This window comes from Pseudoalteromonas sp. 31A1, from assembly GCF_011378815.1.
Taxonomy (GTDB): domain Bacteria; phylum Pseudomonadota; class Gammaproteobacteria; order Enterobacterales; family Alteromonadaceae; genus Pseudoalteromonas; species Pseudoalteromonas arctica.
Window position 1 is genome coordinate 98,691 of sequence record NZ_WTKY01000009.1, and the last position, 21,742, is coordinate 120,432.

Below are 21,742 nucleotides of genomic sequence, written 5' to 3' on the forward strand. Positions count from 1 at the left end.
TAAAAATAAATGATGTGAAATTAGCATCAAAAATAAGAATTATTCTAACTGGGGAAAATTAGAATGAAATTAAAAAATAATGCGCTAAACCAAGCAATCAAATTTGCTTTAGCTACAACCACTGCAGGGTTGTTTTTTTCGGGTTCTGCTATTGCAGCAGACGAGCAACAGCAAACTAAAGTAAATAAAAACGTAGAGAAAATTGCCGTAGTAGGTACGCGCTCAGCTCCACGTTCAATCGGTGACTCACCAGTTCCAATCGATATTATTGGCGGCGAAGAATTAGAAAGATCAGGCAATACCGACATGCTTGAGCTTTTAAAAGGTGCCGTGCCATCTTTTAACGTACATCAAAATCCTATTAGTGATGCGGCCTCTCTTGTTCGCCCAGCTAACTTACGTGGTTTACCATCAGACAGCACATTGGTTCTTTTAAACGGCAAACGTCGTCATCGTGCTTCTGTAATTGCATTTTTAGGCGGTGGTATTAACGATGGCGCGCAAGGCGCAGATATTTCAGTTATTCCAAGCATTGCTATTAAACAAGTAGAAGTACTTCGTGATGGCGCAGCAGCTCAGTATGGTTCTGATGCGATTGCCGGTGTAATGAACTTCCAACTAAAAGACGCTTCTGAAGGTGGTAAATTAGAAATCCGCCATGGTCAATTTTATGAAGGCGACGGCGATACAACACAAGTGTCGGGTAACGTGGGTTTACCGTTTACCGACAATGGCTTTGCTAACTTAAGCTTTCAATATAAAACAGCTGATGCAACAAGCCGTTCAGTTCAACGTGCCGATGCCGCAGCACTTTCAGCGGCCGGTGTTCCTGATGTATCTTCTCTTGCACAAGTATGGGGCGCACCAGAAGTAAACGACGATATTACAATTTTTGGTAACGTAGGTTTAGAGCTAACAAACGATTCTGAATTTTACATGTTTGGTAATTACTCTGAACGTGATGTACGTGGTGGCTTTTACTACCGTAACCCGCAAACACGTTCTGGCGTTTACTCAAATGATGGTGGCGAAACACTACTTGTTGCAGATTTAACACCTGATATGAGCGCTAACTGTCCTACTATTGCAATAACAGATGGCAACGTATTAGATGATCCTGCTTATATAAATGGTGTAGCGAACAACCCAGATTGTTTTGCCTTTAACGAAACGCTTCCAGGTGGCTTTACACCTAACTTTGGCGGCAACATTACTGATACTTCTTTAACTATTGGTACTAAAGGGCGATTCACTGGTGGTTTCTTAAAAGATACTTACTATGACTTAAGCGGTACTGTGGGTTTAAATGAATCACGTTACTTCATCTATGACACGGTTAATGCTTCTTTAGGTGCGGATACGCCACGTGACTTCAGTCCGGGTAAATATGAACAGCTAGAGAAAAACTTTAACTTTGATTTATCAAAGGGTGTCGACTTTGGTTTAGCTTATGATGTAAACATTGCCGGTGGTTTTGAATGGCATGAAGAAACATTCACTATCATTTCTGGTGATGAAGAATCTTACACAGCAGGCCCTTTAACAGCACAAGGTTTTGGTATTGGCTCTAACGGCTTCCCTGGTTTTAAACCATCACAAGCAGGTGAGTTTTCTCGTCGTAACTATGCAGCGTATGTTGATGTTGAAGCACCCTTTACTGAAGACTTTTTAATGGGCGTAGCGCTTCGCTTTGAAGACTACGACAGCTTTGGTACTACAACTAACTACAAAGTAATGGCTCAATACCATTTAACTGAAGATTTAAATATTCGTGGTTCTGTAAGTAGCGGTTTCCGTGCACCTACAGTTGGTCAAGCTAACGTAAGTAACGTACAAACAAGCTTAGACAGCGGTGTATTACAAGATTCAGCGCTTCTTCCACCAACAAACCCTATTGCAGTGCAATTAGGTGGTACAGAGCTTGAGCCGGAAGAATCACAAAGCTATACACTTGGTGCTGTATACACAATCGGCGAGTTATTTTTAACGCTTGATTACTACAACATTCAAGTAGATGACCGTATTAGCCAATCAGATAAAATCAACTTAAGCCAAGCAGATAAAGATACACTTACAGCCGCTGGAGTTCCTAATGTACAAGGTCTTGCTCAGGTAAGCTTTTTTACAAATGACTTTGATACAACAACTCAAGGTATCGATTTAGTTGCAAACTATACTGCTGAACTAATGGGCGGTAGCTCTACATTTAGTCTTGCTTATAACTGGAATGATACTGAAGTAACTCAATTTAGTGAGATTACAGGTGCGTTTAAAGTTAAACGCTTAGAAGAAGATTTACCTAACCATCGTGCAACGTTCACATTGTCTCAACAATGGGAATCAGTTTCTGCATTTGCTCGTGCAAACTACTACGGCGAATACCAAGGTGTTCACGTTGATTATGATGCAACAGCTAAAACAGCAGATGCTGCAGTCACTATTGATGCTGAAGTAACTTACTTCTTAAATGAATCAGTTAGCTTCTCTGTAGGCGCTCAAAACTTATTCGACCAAGATGCTGAAAAACTTGATTTTGCAGATGCAACGGGTATCCCTAATAACAACTGGGGTGGTCAGTTCTACGAAACATCTCCGTTTGGTATTAACGGTGGCTTTTACTACGCTAAAGCAACATATACTTTTTAAACTATTTTCATGAAGAACCAAAGGCGAAATGTTAAAGACATTTCGCCTTTTTAATTTTATAGTTAATAAAAATAATAATAATGTCTAACTATGTTACTTAATAAAGCCAACCAATTATTTCAACAAAATAAACTCAAAGAAGCTGAGTTTCATTTTAAAACGCTATTAAATAGTAATCCCGAAAATGGTGAAGCTTTATTTGGCTTAGGCAGAATTGCCCTACGATTAGAGCGTTATGACGCTGCCGTGTACTTACTCCAAAAAGCGTGTGAGCGCATGCCTCATATGCTTGAACCATTACATGCCCTTGCTGATGCATTTAACGGTGTTAATTCGCCAAACGATGCGTTAACGGTGCTCGAATACGCAAAAAAATTAGCAAGTCATAACCCAGAGCCTCATTATTACTTAGCACAGCACTATTTAACACATGGCGAGTTAGATAAAGCCCATACAACCTTTGCTCATGCACTCAGTATTGGGGTATACCCTGTAACAGCTTATATTTTATTTGAACTTGTGCAGTTAGGCCGGTTTGATAAAGAGCATAATTATGTAAGTAATTTGCACCACTTACTAACTCAAACGAGCAATTTACGTTTAAAAATGGTGTGTTACTACGCATTAGCAAACAGTTACGATGCACTTGAAGATACCGAGCAAGCATTTAATTATTTTATATTGGCAAATAAATTACAAAGAAAATTAAGTGAATTTAACACTAAAGATTTAATCCCTTTTTACGATGAAATAATAAAATACAACACCGAGGAATTTATTGCCTCTGCCGATAAAAAATTTACAGGTAATATTACACCTGTATTTATTATTGGTATGCCTCGTAGTGGCTCTACCCTCCTGGAGCAAATGTTGGCAAGCCATAGTCAGTTTTCGAGCCTAGGAGAAAGTACGAGTATTAGTAATAACGCGGTTGCTTTTATCGAGCAAAAAACGGGAGTTGCTTACCCGCAATGTTTAGCGCATTTAACGCCTGACTTAATCAAAAAAGCCCGCGAGCTTTATATCGCAACATTAAAAACAGCATCGCCCATCAGACCTTTTATAATAAATAAACTGCCGAGTAATTATCAGTCGCTCGGACTAATATATATCCTATTTCCAAATGCCAAATTTATAAACTTAAGTCGCAACTTTAATGCTACTGCGTTTTCTATTTTCACTAATTACTTTGCCGAAAACGAGCCTTATTTTTGCTCACTACCTGAGTTTAAGCTTTACCATAGTGTGTATGAAAAACTGATGAGCCATTGGTACTCCTTTAAAAGTATGCCAATTTATGATGTCAGTTACGAAGATTTAGTGAGCAACCCAAAAGAGCAGCTAACGCAGTTACTTGGTTTTTTAAACTGTCATTTTGAACAGCGTTGCTTAGCGTTTTATAAACAAAAAACACCGGTAACCACGTTGAGTAAACATGCTATTCGCCAACCTATTAATAACGCCGCAATCGCTAAGTGGGAGCGTTACAAAACACCGCTTTTAAAGTTACTTGATGAGAATTAATCGGATGTGCTTTAAACCAATTAAGTAAATCTTTAAATTGATCATCACGCGCACTTGGGTGGGTAAGCATATTAATATGATCGTAATCAAAATTATGCCCGTGTTTACGACCGTAAATTCGCATTTGTTGAATGCCAGGCCCTGATTCGTCCATAAACTTTTGAATATCGATTGGTTGCGCTAATGCTTTATCTTTTACCGCAGCAATATGAAGCGTTGGCGGTAAATGCAGGTTGTTTAGAGCTTTTGCATAATCAAAATTATCATCAGAATCTATCCATGGCTTCTTTTTAGCCCATTGCATACTTTGATAATGCGACTTTTGAGTTTCGTTATCGCTTCCCCACTTATAACCTTTAGCATTTAAATAGCCGTGTTTTTTAGCAAGTAAAGGTGCCATAAAATACCAAATTAAATTGGCTTGTAATAATTTTTGAGGATGGTTATTAAATAAAGAACGCTTAGAGCCAAAATACACACACGCTTTTACATCATTAATATACTCTGGAAAACGTGCAAACGCGCTGTTCATCAATACCCCGCCCCAAGAGTGAGCGACCCAGTAGTCAGGCTTCTTGCCTTCAATCAACTCTATTTGCTTAATAAAGGTAGGGATGTCTTCTAGGATAGACTCAGTTTGTCCATATTCGGACTCGCTCGAAATAATTGGCTTACTATCACCTCGTCCACGTAAATCAGCCACATAGCATCGGTACCCATGCTCAGCCAAAAAAGGGGCAAGCCCTTTATTAGAATGGGTGTAAAAAATTTTACCGTTTTCTACAGCTCCATGCATAAAAAATACGACAGGCCCTTGCTGATTATCATCGCTGATTCGACGTAAATGAAGTGTTTGGTGAGCGTCTAAATTGATAATTATTGATTGCTGAGAAATCGCCACAGTTATTCCTTTTTATTATTTTCAACTCATCCTACCAGCAATATTAAATATACCAAAGGAAATGTCTGCACTTTACTCATCAGCATTTGTTACAATCACCACATCATATCTGTTGTTAAAATGAAGCCATGAAAGAAAATAAAGCACGTTCAAAATTACACCCTCGTAACCTACATAAAAATGGGTACGACTTCGATTTATTAACAACAGAGCACCCTGCTCTACTGCCTTTTGTTATAACCACACCTGCAGGTACTAAAAGTATTGATTTTAGTGATAACAAAGCCGTTAAAACACTCAATCAAGCTCTTTTAAAAGCACATTATAATATTGATTTTTGGGATATTCCTGAGCACAATTTATGTCCACCTATACCTGGGCGTGTTGACTACATTCATTACTTAGCTGACTTATTAAGTGATGATAATCAACAACAAATACCTTTAGGTAAGCAAATTAAAGTGCTTGATATTGGCACTGGCGCTAACTTAGTTTATCCGCTTACTGGTACAAGTGAATATAAGTGGCATTTTACAGGGACTGATATTGATGCAGCTTCGGTAAAAATAGCAAAGCAAATTGCTCAGTTTAATAGTTTAAAAATAACCCTAAAACAACAAAAAAACGCATCACATATTTTTAAAGGCGTTGTAAATCAAAAAGATTTATACCATTTAACGCTCTGCAACCCTCCGTTTCATGCAAGTGAAGAAGAGGCAAGTAAAGGCAGTGAACGTAAATGGAAAAACCTAGGAAAAACCCCCAGTAGCACGCTTAATTTTGGTGGTCATAATAATGAATTATGGTGTGAAGGCGGTGAAGTACAGTTTATCTCTAACATGATTAAAGAGAGCGAAGACTTTGCAGAGCAAGTACTGTGGTTTACGTCGTTAGTCTCTAAAAAAGATAATATTGCAGCCCTTGAAGAAGTATTAAAAGCCCACCCAATAGCACAATATAAAATAGTTGATATGGCACAAGGTCAAAAAATTAGCCGCTTTATTGCATGGAGCTACTTTGATAAAGAAACTCGTGAACAAATTTGTAGCGAGCTGGCTTAGTACCAATTTTATTAAAAACAATAAAAAGGATAAGGCAATCATGATAGATTTTCGCTCTGATACAGTTACAAAACCAACAAAAGAAATGCGCGATATTATGTACAGCGCACCGGTTGGTGACGATGTATATGGTGATGATGAAAGCGTTAACCAGCTAGAAGCTTATGCGTGTGAGCGTTTTAACTTTGAAGCTGCTCTTTATTGTAGCTCAGGTACACAAGCCAACTTACTTGCAATAATGGCGCATTGTGAGCGAGGTGACGAATACATATGTGGCCAAAATGCTCACAATTATAAGTTTGAGGGCGGCGGCGCAGCTGTTTTAGGGTCTGTGCAACCACAGCCTATTGAAAATGAAGCCGATGGTAGCATCCCCTTCAGTAAAATAGCTGCAGCAATAAAACCAGACGATTGCCATTTTGCAAACACGCGATTACTTAGCTTAGAAAATACCATAGGCGGAAAAGTGCTCCCGCTTGAGTACTTAGCCCAAGCTCGTGACTTTGTTAATACGCATAATTTAGCGCTGCACTTAGACGGCGCACGTGCTTTTAATGCCGCTGTTGAGCTAAATATTGATATCACTGAAATCACAAAGCACTTTGACTCAATTTCTATTTGTTTATCTAAAGGTTTGGGGGCGCCCGTAGGCTCTTTATTATTAGGCTCACCAGCACTTATTAATAAAGCAAGACGATGGAGAAAAGTACTTGGTGGCGGTATGCGCCAAGCCGGAATGCTTGCAGCTGCCGGGCAGTTTGCACTTGAGCACAATGTAGAGCGCTTAAAAGACGATCATGCAAATGCACGTTATTTGGCTCAACAATTAAGTGAAATCAGTGGCTTTACTGTAAATATGAGTAACACCACTAATATGGTTTACGCAACATACACTAGCAGTATAAACATTGAAGAGATTGCTGAGGCGCTTAAACAACAAGGTATATTATTTAGCCCAAGCAAGCAGCTTAGGCTAGTAACGCATTTAGATATTACGCGCGAAGATATTGATACATTTTTAAATGCTTTGTCGGCCCATATTTAACGCGGCTTTATAATGTTTGCGGCATACCGAAACGTATCGGTCATTGCCGCCAATTTCTACTTGGTTACCATCGGCTATTGCTTCACCATTTTCATCGGTACGCAGTACATGGTTTGCTTTACGTCCACAGTGGCATACAGTTTTAAGCTCAACTAACTTATCAGCCCACGCAAGCAAATATTGCGACCCTATAAATAGCTCGCCTCTAAAGTCGTTACGCAAGCCATAACACAATACCGGTATACCTAATTCATCAACCACATCGGTTAATTGCATTACTTGTTCTTTTGATAAAAATTGGCACTCGTCAACTAATACACAATGGCGTTTTTTATCATTGTTGAGTGATTGAATAAGATCAAAAACATCTTTGCTAGCATCAAATACATGCGCATCTGCTTGCAAGCCAATACGAGACGATACTTTACCCACGCCTTGTCTATCATCAATGGCAGCAGTAAGGATCACAGGTTCCATTCCACGTTCTTTATAATTGAATGCTGATTGTAATAACGTGGTTGATTTACCTGCATTCATTGCAGAGTAGTAAAAGTATAATTGAGCCATTGCAGTGCCATTTTATAAAAAGTGCGCTTATGCTACCTTAATATTAAATTAATACCAATTTACAAACGCGAATTTAACGAGGTTATTTAAGTGTTTGTAAATATTTAATATAGATAGGTGCACTTTCAAATTTTGATAACCACTGCCACATTTGCAAGCTTAGAGCGTTATTTTCTTCGTAGAATTGTTTTGAAAAAATAAGATAACCATGGCTTGTTTCGTACGGTGGGTAAATCGGTTTAACGTTATTACCTTTATACGGATAACTCGACACTTTTAAACCATCAACTTGGCATATATCAACGCTCGCCTGCACCACGCCCTTATCTAGCAACTCAAAAGCTTTGCTTTTAGAAAACGTATTATGAATAAAAAATGGTTCTTCTTTCAACGCGCTATTTAGTCCATAGCCATTAGGAATAGCTATCGTAAATGCTTTATTTTGAAATACTTCGCGAGTCTCCCATTCTTTATGAAATTTATAACGCCCTATAAGGCAGCTACTAAATTCACTTACTGCATAGTCATCTTGTAACTTACCTTGCTGATCAACAGGGTAAACAGCAAGGTTTTCTCGTCCTTTGCGGTAACTGGCAATAACAGCATTAACTCGATTAAATTCTAAATCGCTTAAGCATCTACGCCATGGTTTTCTAACAAACTTAATCTCAACACCATCAATCGCTTTATCTAATAAACTTAAAACCTCAACTGAGGCATCAGGTTGATCAATAGGTATAGCCTTATCAACACCTAAAAATAGTGGTGCTGCATTTTTATCTTCATAACAAAAAAGTAATTCTTTGGCCGTAACGCCATCGCAAAAAACAATACACTTCAAAACAAAAATATAAAGTAACGTTCTAATTTTCATAGTGATTTTTATTTATAAACTAAATCTACAGTGTAGTATGTAGAACTAAACATACAAAATATTCGTTAAATTAATTTACATTAATCCTTCGTGTTTCAGCAACCAAAGTTTCCTATCAAGCCCACCAGCATAGCCCGTTAACTTTGCATTTGCGCCAATAATTCGGTGGCAAGGCACTATAATGCTAATCGGATTTTTACCATTCGCAGCACCTACTGCCCTCACTGCTTTTGGGTTATTGAGTTGGTTTGCAATATAGCCGTATGTTTGTGATTGCCCAAAAGGCACCGTTAATAGTGCTTGCCATACGCTTTGTTGAAATGCTGTACCGTTTGTATCAAGTGGTACATCAAAAGTAGTGCGTTTTTTTGCAAAGTACTCATTTAACTGCGCAGCACAAATAAGCACCGCCTTGTTAGCGACTTGCTCAAATGGCGTACGAGGGTGTTCAACTGGTGGATAAAACCCAACGTAACTCACGCCTTTCTCGGTCGCTTGAATAATTATGTCGTCTATAGGGCTCGAAATGGATGTTTGAATGATCATTATAATTGCTGCCAAAGTTGAAAAGTTAAGTAAGAGCGAAAAGGAGCGCTGTTAGCAGGTACGAAAGGGTTTGCCGCCGCTTGAGCTTTTTTAACACCTAAGTCGCCATCAAGTAATATATCGGGCTGGCTTTGCCCTCGCAACTTTGCATAATTTACTGTCCAAGGACCAATTCCCTTTAAATTAAGCCATTCGTCTAAATCGTCATTTTCAGGATTTAGTGCACAAAACTGGGCTAAGTTGTGTAGCGCATTTTTGCGTGCTTGTGGCATTTTAAAAAATGCAAAATCACTATTAGCGACAATTTTAGCCGTAGGGAAGTAAATAACACCGCCCTCTTTTTCGCCTAATTCATCAACTAACTTTGTTACTAAATTATGCGCCGCAGTAACACTCACTTGTTGTCCGAGTACCGCCCTTATACCGGCTTCAAAACTTGACCAAATCCCTGGAAGTCTGAGCCCTTCACACACTGTAAACGCATTGTTAATATTGGCGCTTAAATGCGTTTCAATTAAATTAATATCGGCATCTAAATCAAGCACACGGCGTATATTATTTATAACGGGTTGTAAGTACACCGTATTGTCTATATTGATAGATACACTAAAGTGGTTTTTACTCGCTATAAATTCAGCGGTAAAGCTTCCTTTATATTCCTCACTTGCAAAAGTACGTCCGTAGCTCGTTTGTGTTATCCACTCCATTGGTTTTATCAAGCGCCGTTGTAAAAAGCCCTGCAAAGCAGGCCAATTATAAGGCGGCCTAAATGGCAGGGTTAAAGTGAGTTTTGACGTTGGTTTTTTATCGCCACTGCGCAGCTTCGAGGGAGCTATATTTAACTGCTGTAAAAATGCATCATTAAAGCGCCTAATGCTTTTAAAGCCAGCGGCAAATGCTATTTCGGTAAGAGGTAAATGTGTTTCTTGAATCAGCTTTTTAGCAAAGTGACACTGGTTAAATAATCGGTATTGCGTAATCGACACGCCAAAATACTGCTTAAACAACTGTCTTAAATAACGACTGCTTATACCTAAACGAGCTGCTAATTTTTCGCAGTCGTGCTCATCGTGCTGATCAATTAATTGCTTAGCTCTCAGAGCTGTGGTTTTTGTACCCTGCCAAGCAGCGCTGCCTGGTGCGCTATCGGGTCTGCATCGTATACATGGCCTAAACCCAGCTTGGGCTGCATTATGTGCAAACTGATAATACGTGACGTTTTTTTCGTGTGCGGTAGGAGCTGGGCATATTGGTCTGCAATATATGCCCGTACTTTTAACAGCAACATAAAAAAGCCCGTCAAAACGAGGATCGCGACTCTGACGTGCTTTTTGCCAATGTGAAGTGTCCATAAACGGCTCTATAAATTAAACCTTATAGAGCCTAGCTTATACAAAAAAAACTGTATTACTAGCCATATTCGGCACTCAACCAATAGCCAATAAATAACGCCTTTGTACTTCTTGCCAATTAATTACATTATAAAATGCAGCGATATACTCAGGGCGCTTATTTTGATATTTCAAGTAATAGGCATGTTCCCATACATCAAGTCCCAAAATAGGGATATTTCCCTGCATTAAAGGGCAATCTTGATTAGCACTATTTTGTACAATCAGCTTTTCATCTGGAGTGACGCATAACCACGCCCAGCCACTACCAAATTGGCTAATTGCAGCGGCTGTAAATTCCTCTTTAAATTCATCAAAACCGCCGAGTTGCTCATTTATAGCTTGGGCCACAATACCTTCAGGTTTACCACCTCCTTGCAGGCTCATTACTTGCCAAAACAAACTGTGATTAAAGTGCCCACCTACGTGTTCTTGAACCGCTTTTTGCAATTGAGTGGGCAGCTTACTTATATTAATAAGTAACTCCTCAGCATTTACGTTGGCATATTCAGTGTTCTCTAATGCTGTATTAGCCTTATTTATGTAGGTTTGATGATGTAAAGTATGATGAATATACATTGTTTTACTGTCTATATGAGGCTCAAGCGCATCGTATTCATAATTAAGTGCTGGCAAGGTAAACGCCATAAATTACTCCTTTATTTTAATGTAGCAGGCTGTTTGTTGAGTCTTTAGAGCATAAGCAAAAATTCACTTGCTCAATCAGTTCTGGAAAAGAAGGATAACGCTGTGCAAATGCAATAAGTTCAGCAGAGGTTTTGAGGTAATGATGCTTACTCACTTTTTGTATATCGTAATGAGTATGCTTAATTAATGAAGAGAGTGTTAAGTGTACTTCGCATAACCATTTACATGCATTTTCAGGCTGTTGCATAGCAATATAGGTATCAGCTAAATTATGTGAAGCAACAACAAGTGCGGGTATACAATGCTCAATAGCATGAATGGCATTATTATTAATCTGAGCGTATAAAAACTGCTGAAGGAGATGATCTGCGAGTGTTTTGGCTAATAAGTATTTATCGCGTGCTTCGAGTAAAGCACCTTGTTCAAATGCATAATTACCTTGCATTATGTTCGACTGCCAAGGGCTTAATGCTTGTTCAAGATAGAGTAGATCTGGCTGGGGCTGTTTTTGACTTGAGATCATATAATCATCTGCACATTTAATTATTGAGTGTGTATTTAACTTACACACCCAACAACGCAAATGCAAATGATTTTCATTAACTATTTAGCGAAATCTAATAATTCCTGCCCTGTTAAGCGATATATAATCCATTCGTTTTGTGGCTTTGCACCAATGCTATTGTAAAAATCGATAGCGGGTTTATTCCAATCAAGGACCACCCATTCAAAACGGCCACAGTTATTACTAATCGCATTATTAGCTAAGTGCTTCATAATGGCTTTGCCTGCACCATTGCCACGACTATCAGGGCTTACATATAAATCTTCTAGGTACAGGCCATTTTTACCTAACCAGGTAGAGTAATTATAAAAATATACTGCAAAACCAATTGGCTCATCGCCTTCTAAACAAATTATGCTGTGCGCGGTTGCTCCTTCGCTAAACAAAGTATCTAGAATTGCTTGTTCATCTGTTTTTACCGCATCAGGTTCTTTTTCGTATATGGCAAGTTCGGTAATAAAGTGCAAAATTGTTTTTGCGTCACTTGGTTTTGCATCACGTATTATAACGGGTTTACTCATTGTATTTTGACCTTAAATATACAGCTCTAATTTATCTTTTAAAATATCTAATTGAATAGGTTTACTCAAGTAATCATCCATTCCAGCAGTTATACAGCGCTCTTTATCGGAGTCCATTGCATTAGCAGTGATGGCAATAATTTTTATATTTTTGTGCTGCTCACCCGCGACCCCTTCGCGTATAGCTGCAGTTGCCCCAAAGCCATCCAAAACTGGCATTTGGCAATCCATAAGTACAAGCTTAAAGAATCCTGAATCATGCGCTTTTAATATATCAATTGCCAATTGACCATTCCCGGCAATCGTAACGTCACAATTAAGCTTTTTGAGCATTAATTTAGCCACCTGTTGGTTAATGGGATTATCTTCTACAAGTAGTATTTGGGCAGATTCCTGCACCTTTTCTTTTTTAAGTGACGAAATATAGCCTGACGTAACAAGTGGAAGTGTCTCGCCTGCATCATTACTCGTTATAACCGACAGTGCAGAAATTAAATCGGCAGTGGTTACTGGTTTAGGAAAATATGCCTGAAAGCCAGCGTCAGAATAACGCTGAGCGCCTTCCATACCAGCAATACTAGTCATCATTACAAGTGGCATTGATTTATAATGTGCATGTGCTTTTAGTGCTTTACAAAGCTCTATGCCGTCCATTCCTGGCATTTGCATATCAAGCACTGCAATATCGTACATACAATTTTTGCTTTCATATTGCTGCGCGCACATATCAAGTGCTTGATGTGCATCGCATGCAAGCGCAACCTTAGCGCCCCAATGCTCAAGCTGTTGTAAAATTACTATCCGATTTGTTTCGTTATCATCAACAACTAAAACCGTTAACTCTTTCATATTAATATTAGGAATATAACGCTCTTTTTGATCGCCAGGGGTCAGCATTATAGTGGCAGTAAAGGTACTTCCTTCGCCGGCTTCACTACTAAGAGAAATTGCCCCACCCATTAGCTCACAAAGCTGCTTACAAATAGCCAGCCCTAAGCCACTGCCCCCGTATTCACGCGTTGTTGATGCATCTACTTGAGAAAACGGAGTAAATAATTGCTGCTGTTTTTCTAAACTGATCCCTATACCTGAGTCTTTTATACTGACAATAAATTCTAAGCCTTGAGCCACTTTATTAACTTTCGCACTTACAACAACCTCGCCTTTACTCGTAAACTTAACGGCGTTACTTAGTAAATTAGTAAGTACTTGGCGAATTCGCCCAGGATCACCGCATAACTGCGAAGGTTCAAGTGCAACCAAATCTAAAATTATTTCAATCCCTTTGTCTTGAGCTGTAAATGCTTGCGCGGCAGCAACTTCACCAATTAAATCGCGGGCATTAAAGTTAATTTCTTCAAGCTCAATTTTACCCGCTTCAGCTTTAGAGAAATCTAAAATATCGTTAATGACACCCAATAAAGAATGTGCACTTGTTTTGGCTATATCGACTTTAGTTTCTATTGGTTTAGGTAATGACTCTAATTGAACAAGCTCTAGCATACCGAGTACACCATTCATTGGCGTTCTTATTTCGTGACTCATGGTTGCTAAAAATTGGCTCTTGGCAATGGCTGCATCTTCTGCTTTTACAAGCGCTACTTTAAGCTCCTCACTGATTACTTTACGTTGCTGAGAAATTAAAGTACTTCCCACTAAAGTAGCTAATGATCGAAGATACGTTTCTTCACTTTGCGTCCAATAGTGGTGCTCGCCAACAGTTTCAGCACATAAAATACCTAAATTACCATCGCCTGTTGCTATAACTGCATCAAGTATTGATTTAATATTGAGTGGTTTTGCATACGCTTCTATAAAATCAACAGTTGCCGGATGAGTATAAACATCATCAATAGCCACTAAGTTTTGCTCATAAATGGCGTTATAATATGCAGGATAGTCTTTAGCAGTTAAAACAGCATCTGTATCTACAAACCCTTGCCCATCTATATATAAGCTATGACACGCCATCACGTCTCGTTGTTCGTTAAAAATCCATACCGACGCACGTGCAATATTTAGCACTTCACACATAGATTTAACCGCTAGCTTTTTAACTTGCTCTACATCACTATTTTGCACTTCAGGTGCGACTGTAAGCGCGGCTAAATTTTTGTTATAGCGGTTTGCTTTTTCGCTTTCGAGTTCAAGGCGTTTATGTGCGTCAATACTTTGAAATGAGCCAAAAACACGCACACATTTACCATCTTTAAACTCTGTTTGCCCCATCGATTTAACCCAGCGTTCTTGCCCAGCATAGGTTAAAATAATAAGTTCAACACTCCAGCTTTCACCTAATGTTACTGCGCATTCAAACAAAGTATTTATAGTATCTCGGTGCACTCCTGGTTTATAAAAATCAATTGCGGTATCTATCCTCGGCTCAAATCCCTCTGGTACTTCGTGGATAACTTTAACTTCATCAGACCAATAAAGAGTATGTGCTTCTAAGTCAATTTCCCATGCACCAATCTGCCCTTGCTTACTCATTGACTCTAGCAAGCTTTGCTGACGATTTATTTTTAATTGCGTATTGTATCGCTCTGTAATATCTAAAATAAATCCATCTAAATACAAAACGTTACCAGTTTCATCGTAAATTGCTTGGCCTTTTTCATTTACCCAATGCAAAGAGCCATCGCGAGCTGTAATTCTATACTCAACAGACCATGACTGCTTAGCACTGGCACAGCGTAAAATTTCAGCTTTTATTTTTTTAGAATCGTCTTCGCATATTAAATCAAAAAAGCTTAGAGCATCATTGCCTATCAACTCATCAGGTGAATAGCCTGTTATCTCACTTGCTTGCTCACTCATATAAAGTGTGCTTAATTTATCATCAAATTTACACCGATAAATAATACCCGGTATATTTGATACCAAAGATGCAAATCTATCTCGGCTTCCTTGCAGTTCAAGTTCAGTTGCTTTTTTATCTGAGATATCTAAGTGAGTACCTATCATTCGCTTAGGCGAACCATCACTATTCCATTCAACCACTTTAGCTGTATCAAGCACCCACACCCAGTGGCCATTTTTATGCTTCATACGCGCTTCACTTTCGTAGTAATCTGTTTCACCAGCAAAGTGCGCTTTTAGCTTTAAGTCTGATTCAATTAAATCCTCTGGGTGAATAAATTTATACCAAGTTTGTATTGTACAAGGCTCTATTTCACTCAGTTTATACCCTATAATTTCAGCCCAACGGTTATTTAAAACAGCTACGTTAGTATCAATATACCAATCCCAAATACCTACAGCAGTTGTATCTATCACTAACTGCAACTGTGTTTTATGCTGCTCAAGTTCTAGTTCTTGCAGTTTAAGAAATGTCATATCGGTACGAATAGCAATATAGCTTTGCGGTTTACCGCTTTCATCTAAAAATGGCGCAATGGTCGTATCTACCCAATAAAAACCACCATGCTTCGCTTTATTGCATATTTGCCCGTTCCATACATCTCCGCGTTTGAGGGTTTTATACATATTTTTAAAAAATTCTTTTTCGTGCTTTCCTGAATTTAAAATACGATGGTTTTCACCTATTAATTCATATTCATCATAGCCACTAATTTCGCAAAATTTCTTATTTACAAAAGTAATGGTGCCATGCAGATCAGTTACTGCAACAATGGCATGTTCATCTAATGCGCTTTTTTGCTCAGCTAATTGTTTTAATGCAATTTGAAGTGCAGAGCGTTGTTTTTGCAGTATGCTTTGCTGTTCTGCTTTTACGGCCACTAACTTACGCAGGCCTAATGAAAGCTGATTAAACTCTATGCTGTCGTTTATTATTGGCACTTTAACCACATCACCTTTGGTAATGTTTTCAACAATTTTAGCTAAGTTAATTAAAGGACGAGAAAGCCGACGACCAAACCACCACGACGACGTTAATATAAGTAGTAATGCCCCCATATTTGTTAATATAGCGAGCTGCTTATAATAATTAGATCCTTGCAATGCAACGTCTTTTGGTTTTGATACAAGTAATTGCCAACCAGATTCATTTAAAAACTCTAAAGAATTAATATACCCATATAAAGTGGCTTCATCTTTATTACTATAAGAAAAAACACGTTGTATTGGTGAGCCATTCTGAGAGAAAAATAGTGGTTGGGCATCGTCTGTATTATTACTTTTTTGAATTTTATTATTGTGCATAACATAAAATGTTATGTCTTTATTAGCTGTGTGTATTTTACTTAGATTATTCAATAAGCCGTTTAAATTTATATCTGCGAGCAATATGGTTTGTAACTTATTTTCGCCATTTAATACCGGTAAACCAATAATATGATACTCACGCCCTGAGACAGTCATTGACTGAAATTGAATTTCTCCTGTATTTTTAATACCAGAACGAATGTCGTTAAAACGTTGGTCTTTAATAACATTAAAAAAGGGGGATTTGGGGAGTGAATTAACGAGGTCTACATCAATAAGCTCTACATTATTAACAAAGTCGTACTGCTCAACAAATTGACTGATTAATTTTTGCTTTTTAGCAGGGCTAATATCAAGCTGTGTCCTGAGCAAATATAAGTCTTTAACATGGTCCGCAAACCAAATATCAGCAAATTGCTTGCCTATATTATTAAGCTCGTTTAGTTCAGTGTCTGCATTTTGTTTAAGGGTGCGATTTACGTGTTCAAGACTAAACCAAGTAAGTATACAAAGTGGCCCTAAGGCTATAATTATAAAGGTTATAATTAACTTACTTCGAACAGATTGTCCTTTACCTGTTAATTCACCAAAGTTTAAACCTTTGTCCATGCTTAATACCCAGCAGCTTTTAATCATTTAATATTACTTACATTAATGCACTAAATATATAAAGACGCAAGTTTTGAGCTGTAAACTCCTTAAAAAATCGACATTTAGCGTTACAATCTTAAATTCGCGCATTCAAAAAAAGTACGTCTTTATTACTAACTTACAATTGCGTTCATTTACACTATAACTCCTGTAGCTGTTTTAAATCACCCATGATATAAGCAATATTCAATCAAAGCATTTGAGAGCATTATGGCGCACGATCACTCACATAGTCATGTAGACGAAAACCAAAGCAATAAACAACTCACCGTTGCTGTGGTTATTAATGTATTGCTAACCGTAGCCCAAGTTATTGGCGGGATATTTTCGGGCAGTTTGTCACTTATAGCCGATGCCCTTCATAATTTAAGTGATGCTGCCGCTATATTTATAGCCTTGGTTGCACGTAAAGTTGGTAATAAACCTGCTGACGGCACTCATCACTTTGGCTATAAACGCGCAGAAATACTCGCCACACTTTTTAATAGCAGTACATTAATATTAATTGGCGTGTATTTAATTTTTGAAGCCATTTCGAGCTATTTAAACCCTCAACCAATTAATGGCTGGATAGTTGTGTGGGTGGCAGCAATAGCATTGGTAATCGATTTAGCAACCGCATTTTTAACCTACCGAGCAGGTGCAAATCACAGCATAAATATAAAGGCGGCTTTTATCCATAACGTATCTGATGCAATGGCGTCTATTGTGGTAATTATTGCGGGCACCTTAATTATTTTATACCAATGGTACATTGTCGATTTAATTGCCACTGTACTTATTTCTATCTATGTAATTTATCATGGCATTTTACTATTAAAGCAAAGCTGCAAAATTTTAATGCAAGCAGCACCCAATAACATCGACACACATGCTATATCACATGCTATTGGTAGTGAATTTAATATCGAATCTGTAACCAGTATTAAGCTTTGGCAACTAGACGATAAAGAAAACTACTGCGAGCTTGTTATTAGCACTCAGCAAGCAATTGATTTGCCAGCCGTAAAAAGCTTTTTACACGACAATTTTAATATCGAAAACTGCATAATAGAAATCCAACCAAATACACAACTATTTAATTGAAAACAGCTCGTATTATCATTTACAATATTGCCATTAACTCATAATGAGATACCGTTTTTGAAACTTTGGTTACGTAGAATTCATTTAGGCCTTGCCCTTATTAGCGGACTATTTTTATTAATAGTGAGCTTAACCGGTGCTGTTATGATTTATGCAAAAGACATACAGCACTTAATAGAACCCGCAAAATGGCAAGTAACACCACAAGCAAATTTAATGCCTTACGATGAGCTTATACAAAATGTACAAGCTCAAACTAAGCAAAAAATCACCTTTTTTATGCCCGAACAAGCGCCAAACGCCGCATGGCAATTTAGGTTAGCTAATAAATACTACGCCAGTGTTGATCCCTACTCAGGGAGAGTGCTAAACGTCTATGAATCAACCGATACGATTTATGGGTTTGCTATGGGATTACATCGTTGGCTGTTGTTTGAAGACAGTGAGGGTGAAAAAACCTTTAGAAATTGGATGTCGGTATGTGCATTGCTACTTTTAATAAATGTATTACTCGGCTTTTATTTATGGGTAAAACCTAAAAACAGAATTAAGCGTTTAGCTATAAAACCAAAAGCCAAATTTAGAGTGCTCATGTATCAATTACATACCGTACTGGGTGTTTACTTTTTTATACCGCTGGTACTTATTGCCTTCACTGGCATGGCATTTAATTGGAAAACACAAACTCAATCGGTATTAGAATTTGTAACGTTTAATAAAGTAGAACAAAGGCCTAAAGCACCGAAAATAATACAGCCCTCTCAGGCTACTTTAGACTATAACAAAGCAATTAAAAATGCAGAGAACGTATTTCCAGATGGCAAAGTATATAGAATTTATTTACCTAAAAAAGCCGACGAAGCAATAGCACTGAGAATGCAAAACCCTGGCGAAAGCCACGCTTACAGCTGGGTTTGGACTAACCCATTTACTGGTAAAGTATTAAACTCATTTGACGCCAGTAAAACCAACTTCACAACACAAACATGGAACTTTAAGTATAAGTTTCACATTGGTGATTTTGCAGGCCCTATTGTGCAGTTTTTATGGTTATTAATAGCCCTTTCACTCGCATTTTTTATTGTAAGCGGTGTGTATTTTTGGTTAAAACGCCATAAATGGAAATAAATCTCATTAACACTTGCGTCATTAGTTGATAATAATTACCATTACGGGAACTATTATCAACTAAGACACCCTATGTTAAAAACTTCGCTTTGCCTTATTGCTGTTGCAATAAGTACTAACACGTTAGCAAATGAAAATAATAAAAATGAATACACTTCTGATCAGTTAGAGCATGTCATTGTATCTGGCAGCCGCATATCAGAAAGCATAGACGAAGTACCTGCCTCGATTACCGTTATAAATCAGCAACAAATACAACAGCATTTAAAAGTAAGCTCAGAACTGGGAAGCTTACTCGCGCAAATGGTTCCAGGGCTAGCTCCCGATACCGGCAGTTCAAGTAATTCAGGACAAACACTACGCGGCCGCGCGCCATTAATAATGATTGATGGCGTACCGCAATCAACCCCTCTTCGTAATGGCTCTTTAGGCGTAAAAACGCTTGATGCAAGTGCCATAGCGCGCATTGAAGTCATAAAAGGCGCAACGTCTATTTATGGTAATGGTGCCTCAGGTGGCATTATTAACTACATAACAAAACAGGCTCGCAGTGATGGTAAGCCTGAAGGGGAGATTAGTATTTCAAGTCGCTTTAGCGCTGTTAAATTAGCAGAGAGCGGCGGTGGCAGAATATCGGCTGCGGTAAACGGTAAGCTCGATAAGCTAAGCTATCTGTTAACAGCAAGCTATGAAGAAAACGGCGTACAACGCGACGCCGAAGGCGATATTTTAGGCTTACAATATGGTTTATCCGACTCTGAAACTCAAAACTATTTTACCAAACTAACTTATGATTTTGACGACGAAAAACAACTTCAGTTTAGCTACAACTTTTACAGCTCACAACAAAAAACAGACTTAGGCGATGTGACTGGCGATGGCAATATAGGGGAAAAAACATACGCTATACACGTCCCCTTAGCGCTTCAAAAACAAGGTAAACCGCAAGGCCCAGAAGGCAACGAAAATATAACCCTAAAATATGTTGATTACGCGTTGTTTGAAAACACACAAATGACCCTCGATCTGTATAAACAAAATATAGAAAACGTATTCTTTTTCTCAACCGCTTTAGCCAATCTTGATGAAGGTTATAGCGGTGGTCAATCGGTTATTAAATCAGATAAGCAAGGTGCAAGAGCTACATTTAATAGCCAGTTTGATTTTGAAAACGTAACAGCCACCCTAATCTACGGTATTGATGCCTTAAACGATAAAACATCGCAACCTTTAGTAGATGGCCGTGTGTGGGTGCCAGAAATGGACATGGAAAGTGTGGCTGGCTTTTTACAAACCAAATGGGTAATAAACGACGACATTATTGTAAAAGCGGGTGTAAGAAACGAAAGCATTGATTTGAGCGTAAGTGACTACCAAACGCTAAAACTTTGCAAAACCGCATCGCAATGTTCAGTACCATTAAATGTGCGTGGCGACACCATTAATTACGATGCAACAACCTATAATGCCGGTATTAAATATAACTTAACAGATGCATTTAGCCCGTTCTTTAGTTACTCACAGGGCTCTGATATTTCTGATATTGGTCGCTTACTTCGCGCAGCGACCGTTGACGATATTGCGCTAATTCAAACCCAAGCTTCAATAATCGATAATTACGAAGTTGGTTTTACTTCACAGTTTGAAAACGTGCGTTTTGAATTTGCTCTTTACAGAAGTACCTCAGAGCTTGGTACAAGTAATGAGTATAATGAAACAACGGGTGTTTACGAACCTGTACGCGCACCACAAGAAATATGGGGTTACGAAGGGTTAGTTAACTACACTATTACCGAAGACCTTAAATTAAGCGCAACTTATAGCTATGTTGAAGGTAAAAACACTGAAGCGGATGAGTACTTAGGGGCAGCTCAAATTAGTCCACCTAAAGCCACTGCTAATTTAACGTGGCAAACAAATGACGAACTATCACTTGCAATGAGCTTTTTATATGTAGGCGACAGAAAGCGTTTTGATAAAAATGCGCAAGGCCAATACTCTGGCGATCAGGGCCCCGTTAGTAGCTACAACACATTTAACTTAAGTGGCCAATACAATGTTAACGCTCAATGGAGTGGGTATTTTGGAATAGAAAACCTATTCAATAGTGATTACTACCCTGCCCGCGCACAGGCATACACCTACGGTGGATACAATATTAAAGGATTAGGCACAACGGCAACGCTGGGTGCTAAATATCAATTTTAACAAATAAGCACGCGTAATAGGCATGCCCTGCATGCCTATATGCTCAACAAATCCCGCATAAATAAACGTCTCGCTTTTTCCTATCAATCATGATCTTGTATTAGATGCTAATGCAAATAAAAAACTGTCCATAAACCAAGCAGTAACGCAAACTTAAATAAGAATCAAAACCAATAGTAACGCAATGATTTTTATAGAGAAAACTTGCAATAT

Annotated in this window: 16 protein-coding genes; 7 read left to right on the top strand and 9 right to left on the bottom strand. The window is 38.3% G+C overall.

All coding sequences use genetic code 11. The features are described from left to right. Positions 1-63: 63 nt before the first annotated feature. Positions 64-2,646, top strand: a complete 2,583-nt coding sequence (locus GQR52_RS10595) for a TonB-dependent receptor (protein WP_010553992.1) — start codon at positions 64-66, stop codon at positions 2,644-2,646. Positions 2,647-2,736: 90 nt separating this feature from the next. Next, positions 2,737-4,170, top strand: a complete 1,434-nt coding sequence (locus GQR52_RS10600) for a sulfotransferase (RefSeq protein WP_165728406.1) — start codon at positions 2,737-2,739, stop codon at positions 4,168-4,170. Here the strand turns inward: GQR52_RS10600 and GQR52_RS10605 are convergent. Then, a complete protein-coding gene (locus GQR52_RS10605) occupies positions 4,118-5,071 on the bottom strand; it encodes an alpha/beta fold hydrolase (RefSeq protein WP_165728407.1) in 954 nt (317 codons plus the stop codon). The genes GQR52_RS10600 and GQR52_RS10605 overlap by 53 nt on opposite strands. Positions 5,072-5,199: 128 nt before the next feature. On the opposite strand from GQR52_RS10605, the gene rlmF reads away from it, so the two are divergent. Together rlmF and ltaE are read left to right on the top strand one after the other, a co-directional pair. Then, positions 5,200-6,132: a 23S rRNA (adenine(1618)-N(6))-methyltransferase RlmF gene (gene rlmF, locus GQR52_RS10610; protein WP_165728408.1), complete on the top strand. Its 933-nt coding sequence runs from the start codon at positions 5,200-5,202 to the stop codon at positions 6,130-6,132. A 40-nt stretch (positions 6,133-6,172) separates the two neighbouring features. Further along, positions 6,173-7,177 carry a low-specificity L-threonine aldolase gene (ltaE, locus tag GQR52_RS10615; protein ID WP_165728409.1) on the top strand — a complete coding sequence of 335 codons (1,005 nt, stop codon included), beginning with the start codon at positions 6,173-6,175 and terminating at the stop codon, positions 7,175-7,177. Here the strand turns inward: ltaE and GQR52_RS10620 are convergent. From GQR52_RS10620 to GQR52_RS10655, 8 genes are all read right to left on the bottom strand, one after another. Then, the gene (locus tag GQR52_RS10620) at positions 7,151-7,744 is read right to left on the bottom strand and encodes a thymidine kinase (protein WP_007582344.1); all 594 of its coding nucleotides are present in this window, start codon (positions 7,742-7,744) and stop codon (positions 7,151-7,153) included. The two genes, ltaE and GQR52_RS10620, sit on opposite strands and share 27 nt — an antisense overlap. A gap of 82 nt (positions 7,745-7,826) precedes the next feature. Further along, complete coding sequence (locus GQR52_RS10625) at positions 7,827-8,618, bottom strand: amino acid ABC transporter substrate-binding protein (RefSeq protein ID WP_165728410.1); 792 nt, start codon at positions 8,616-8,618, stop codon at positions 7,827-7,829. Positions 8,619-8,693: 75 nt separating this feature from the next. Continuing rightward, on the bottom strand, positions 8,694-9,164 hold the full coding sequence (locus GQR52_RS10630; protein ID WP_165728411.1) for a methylated-DNA--[protein]-cysteine S-methyltransferase: 471 nt from the start codon (positions 9,162-9,164) through the stop codon (positions 8,694-8,696). Next, entirely contained in the window at positions 9,164-10,516 is a 1,353-nt protein-coding gene (locus tag GQR52_RS10635; protein WP_165728412.1) for an AlkA N-terminal domain-containing protein, read from the bottom strand. Before GQR52_RS10635 ends, GQR52_RS10630 begins: the two co-directional genes overlap by 1 nt. A 75-nt stretch (positions 10,517-10,591) precedes the next feature. Continuing rightward, positions 10,592-11,203, bottom strand: coding sequence for a superoxide dismutase (locus GQR52_RS10640; RefSeq protein ID WP_165728413.1), 612 nt, complete (start codon positions 11,201-11,203; stop codon positions 10,592-10,594). A gap of 16 nt (positions 11,204-11,219) precedes the next feature. Beyond that, positions 11,220-11,726 (bottom strand): hypothetical protein, encoded by a 507-nt coding sequence (locus tag GQR52_RS10645; protein WP_165728414.1) that lies wholly within the window; start codon positions 11,724-11,726, stop codon positions 11,220-11,222. A gap of 80 nt (positions 11,727-11,806) precedes the next feature. Next, positions 11,807-12,289, bottom strand: coding sequence for a GNAT family N-acetyltransferase (locus tag GQR52_RS10650; protein ID WP_165728415.1), 483 nt, complete (start codon positions 12,287-12,289; stop codon positions 11,807-11,809). Between the two features lie 12 nt (positions 12,290-12,301). Next, entirely contained in the window at positions 12,302-17,065 is a 4,764-nt protein-coding gene (locus GQR52_RS10655) for a PAS domain-containing protein (protein WP_165728416.1), read from the bottom strand. Between the two features lie 252 nt (positions 17,066-17,317). On the opposite strand from GQR52_RS10655, the gene GQR52_RS10660 reads away from it, so the two are divergent. The 3 genes from GQR52_RS10660 to GQR52_RS10670 all read left to right on the top strand — a co-directional run bounded on the left by GQR52_RS10660 (position 17,318) and on the right by GQR52_RS10670 (position 21,529). Continuing rightward, the gene (locus GQR52_RS10660; protein ID WP_165728417.1) at positions 17,318-18,193 is read left to right on the top strand and encodes a cation diffusion facilitator family transporter; all 876 of its coding nucleotides are present in this window, start codon (positions 17,318-17,320) and stop codon (positions 18,191-18,193) included. Positions 18,194-18,250: 57 nt separating this feature from the next. After that, on the top strand, positions 18,251-19,321 hold the full coding sequence (locus GQR52_RS10665; RefSeq protein WP_165728418.1) for a PepSY-associated TM helix domain-containing protein: 1,071 nt from the start codon (positions 18,251-18,253) through the stop codon (positions 19,319-19,321). 72 nt (positions 19,322-19,393) lie between these two features. After that, positions 19,394-21,529 carry a TonB-dependent receptor gene (locus GQR52_RS10670; RefSeq protein WP_165728419.1) on the top strand — a complete coding sequence of 712 codons (2,136 nt, stop codon included), beginning with the start codon at positions 19,394-19,396 and terminating at the stop codon, positions 21,527-21,529. Positions 21,530-21,742: the final 213 nt, after the last annotated feature.

Excerpts from the sequence above, each read along its gene's own strand:
- GQR52_RS10620 (WP_007582344.1), bottom strand. The coding sequence starts at position 7,744 with ATGGCTCAATTATACTTTTACTACTCTGCAATGAATGCAGGTAAATCA.
- GQR52_RS10600 (WP_165728406.1), top strand. The coding sequence starts at position 2,737 with ATGTTACTTAATAAAGCCAACCAATTATTTCAACAAAATAAACTCAAA.
- GQR52_RS10655 (WP_165728416.1), bottom strand. The coding sequence starts at position 17,065 with ATGGACAAAGGTTTAAACTTTGGTGAATTAACAGGTAAAGGACAATCT.
- GQR52_RS10645 (WP_165728414.1), bottom strand. The coding sequence starts at position 11,726 with ATGATCTCAAGTCAAAAACAGCCCCAGCCAGATCTACTCTATCTTGAA.
- GQR52_RS10670 (WP_165728419.1), top strand. The coding sequence starts at position 19,394 with ATGTTAAAAACTTCGCTTTGCCTTATTGCTGTTGCAATAAGTACTAAC.
- GQR52_RS10640 (WP_165728413.1), bottom strand. The coding sequence starts at position 11,203 with ATGGCGTTTACCTTGCCAGCACTTAATTATGAATACGATGCGCTTGAG.
- rlmF (WP_165728408.1), top strand. The coding sequence starts at position 5,200 with ATGAAAGAAAATAAAGCACGTTCAAAATTACACCCTCGTAACCTACAT.
- GQR52_RS10635 (WP_165728412.1), bottom strand. The coding sequence starts at position 10,516 with ATGGACACTTCACATTGGCAAAAAGCACGTCAGAGTCGCGATCCTCGT.
- GQR52_RS10595 (WP_010553992.1), top strand. The coding sequence starts at position 64 with ATGAAATTAAAAAATAATGCGCTAAACCAAGCAATCAAATTTGCTTTA.
- ltaE (WP_165728409.1), top strand. The coding sequence starts at position 6,173 with ATGATAGATTTTCGCTCTGATACAGTTACAAAACCAACAAAAGAAATG.
- GQR52_RS10625 (WP_165728410.1), bottom strand. The coding sequence starts at position 8,618 with ATGAAAATTAGAACGTTACTTTATATTTTTGTTTTGAAGTGTATTGTT.
- GQR52_RS10630 (WP_165728411.1), bottom strand. The coding sequence starts at position 9,164 with ATGATCATTCAAACATCCATTTCGAGCCCTATAGACGACATAATTATT.
- GQR52_RS10650 (WP_165728415.1), bottom strand. The coding sequence starts at position 12,289 with ATGAGTAAACCCGTTATAATACGTGATGCAAAACCAAGTGACGCAAAA.
- GQR52_RS10660 (WP_165728417.1), top strand. The coding sequence starts at position 17,318 with ATGGCGCACGATCACTCACATAGTCATGTAGACGAAAACCAAAGCAAT.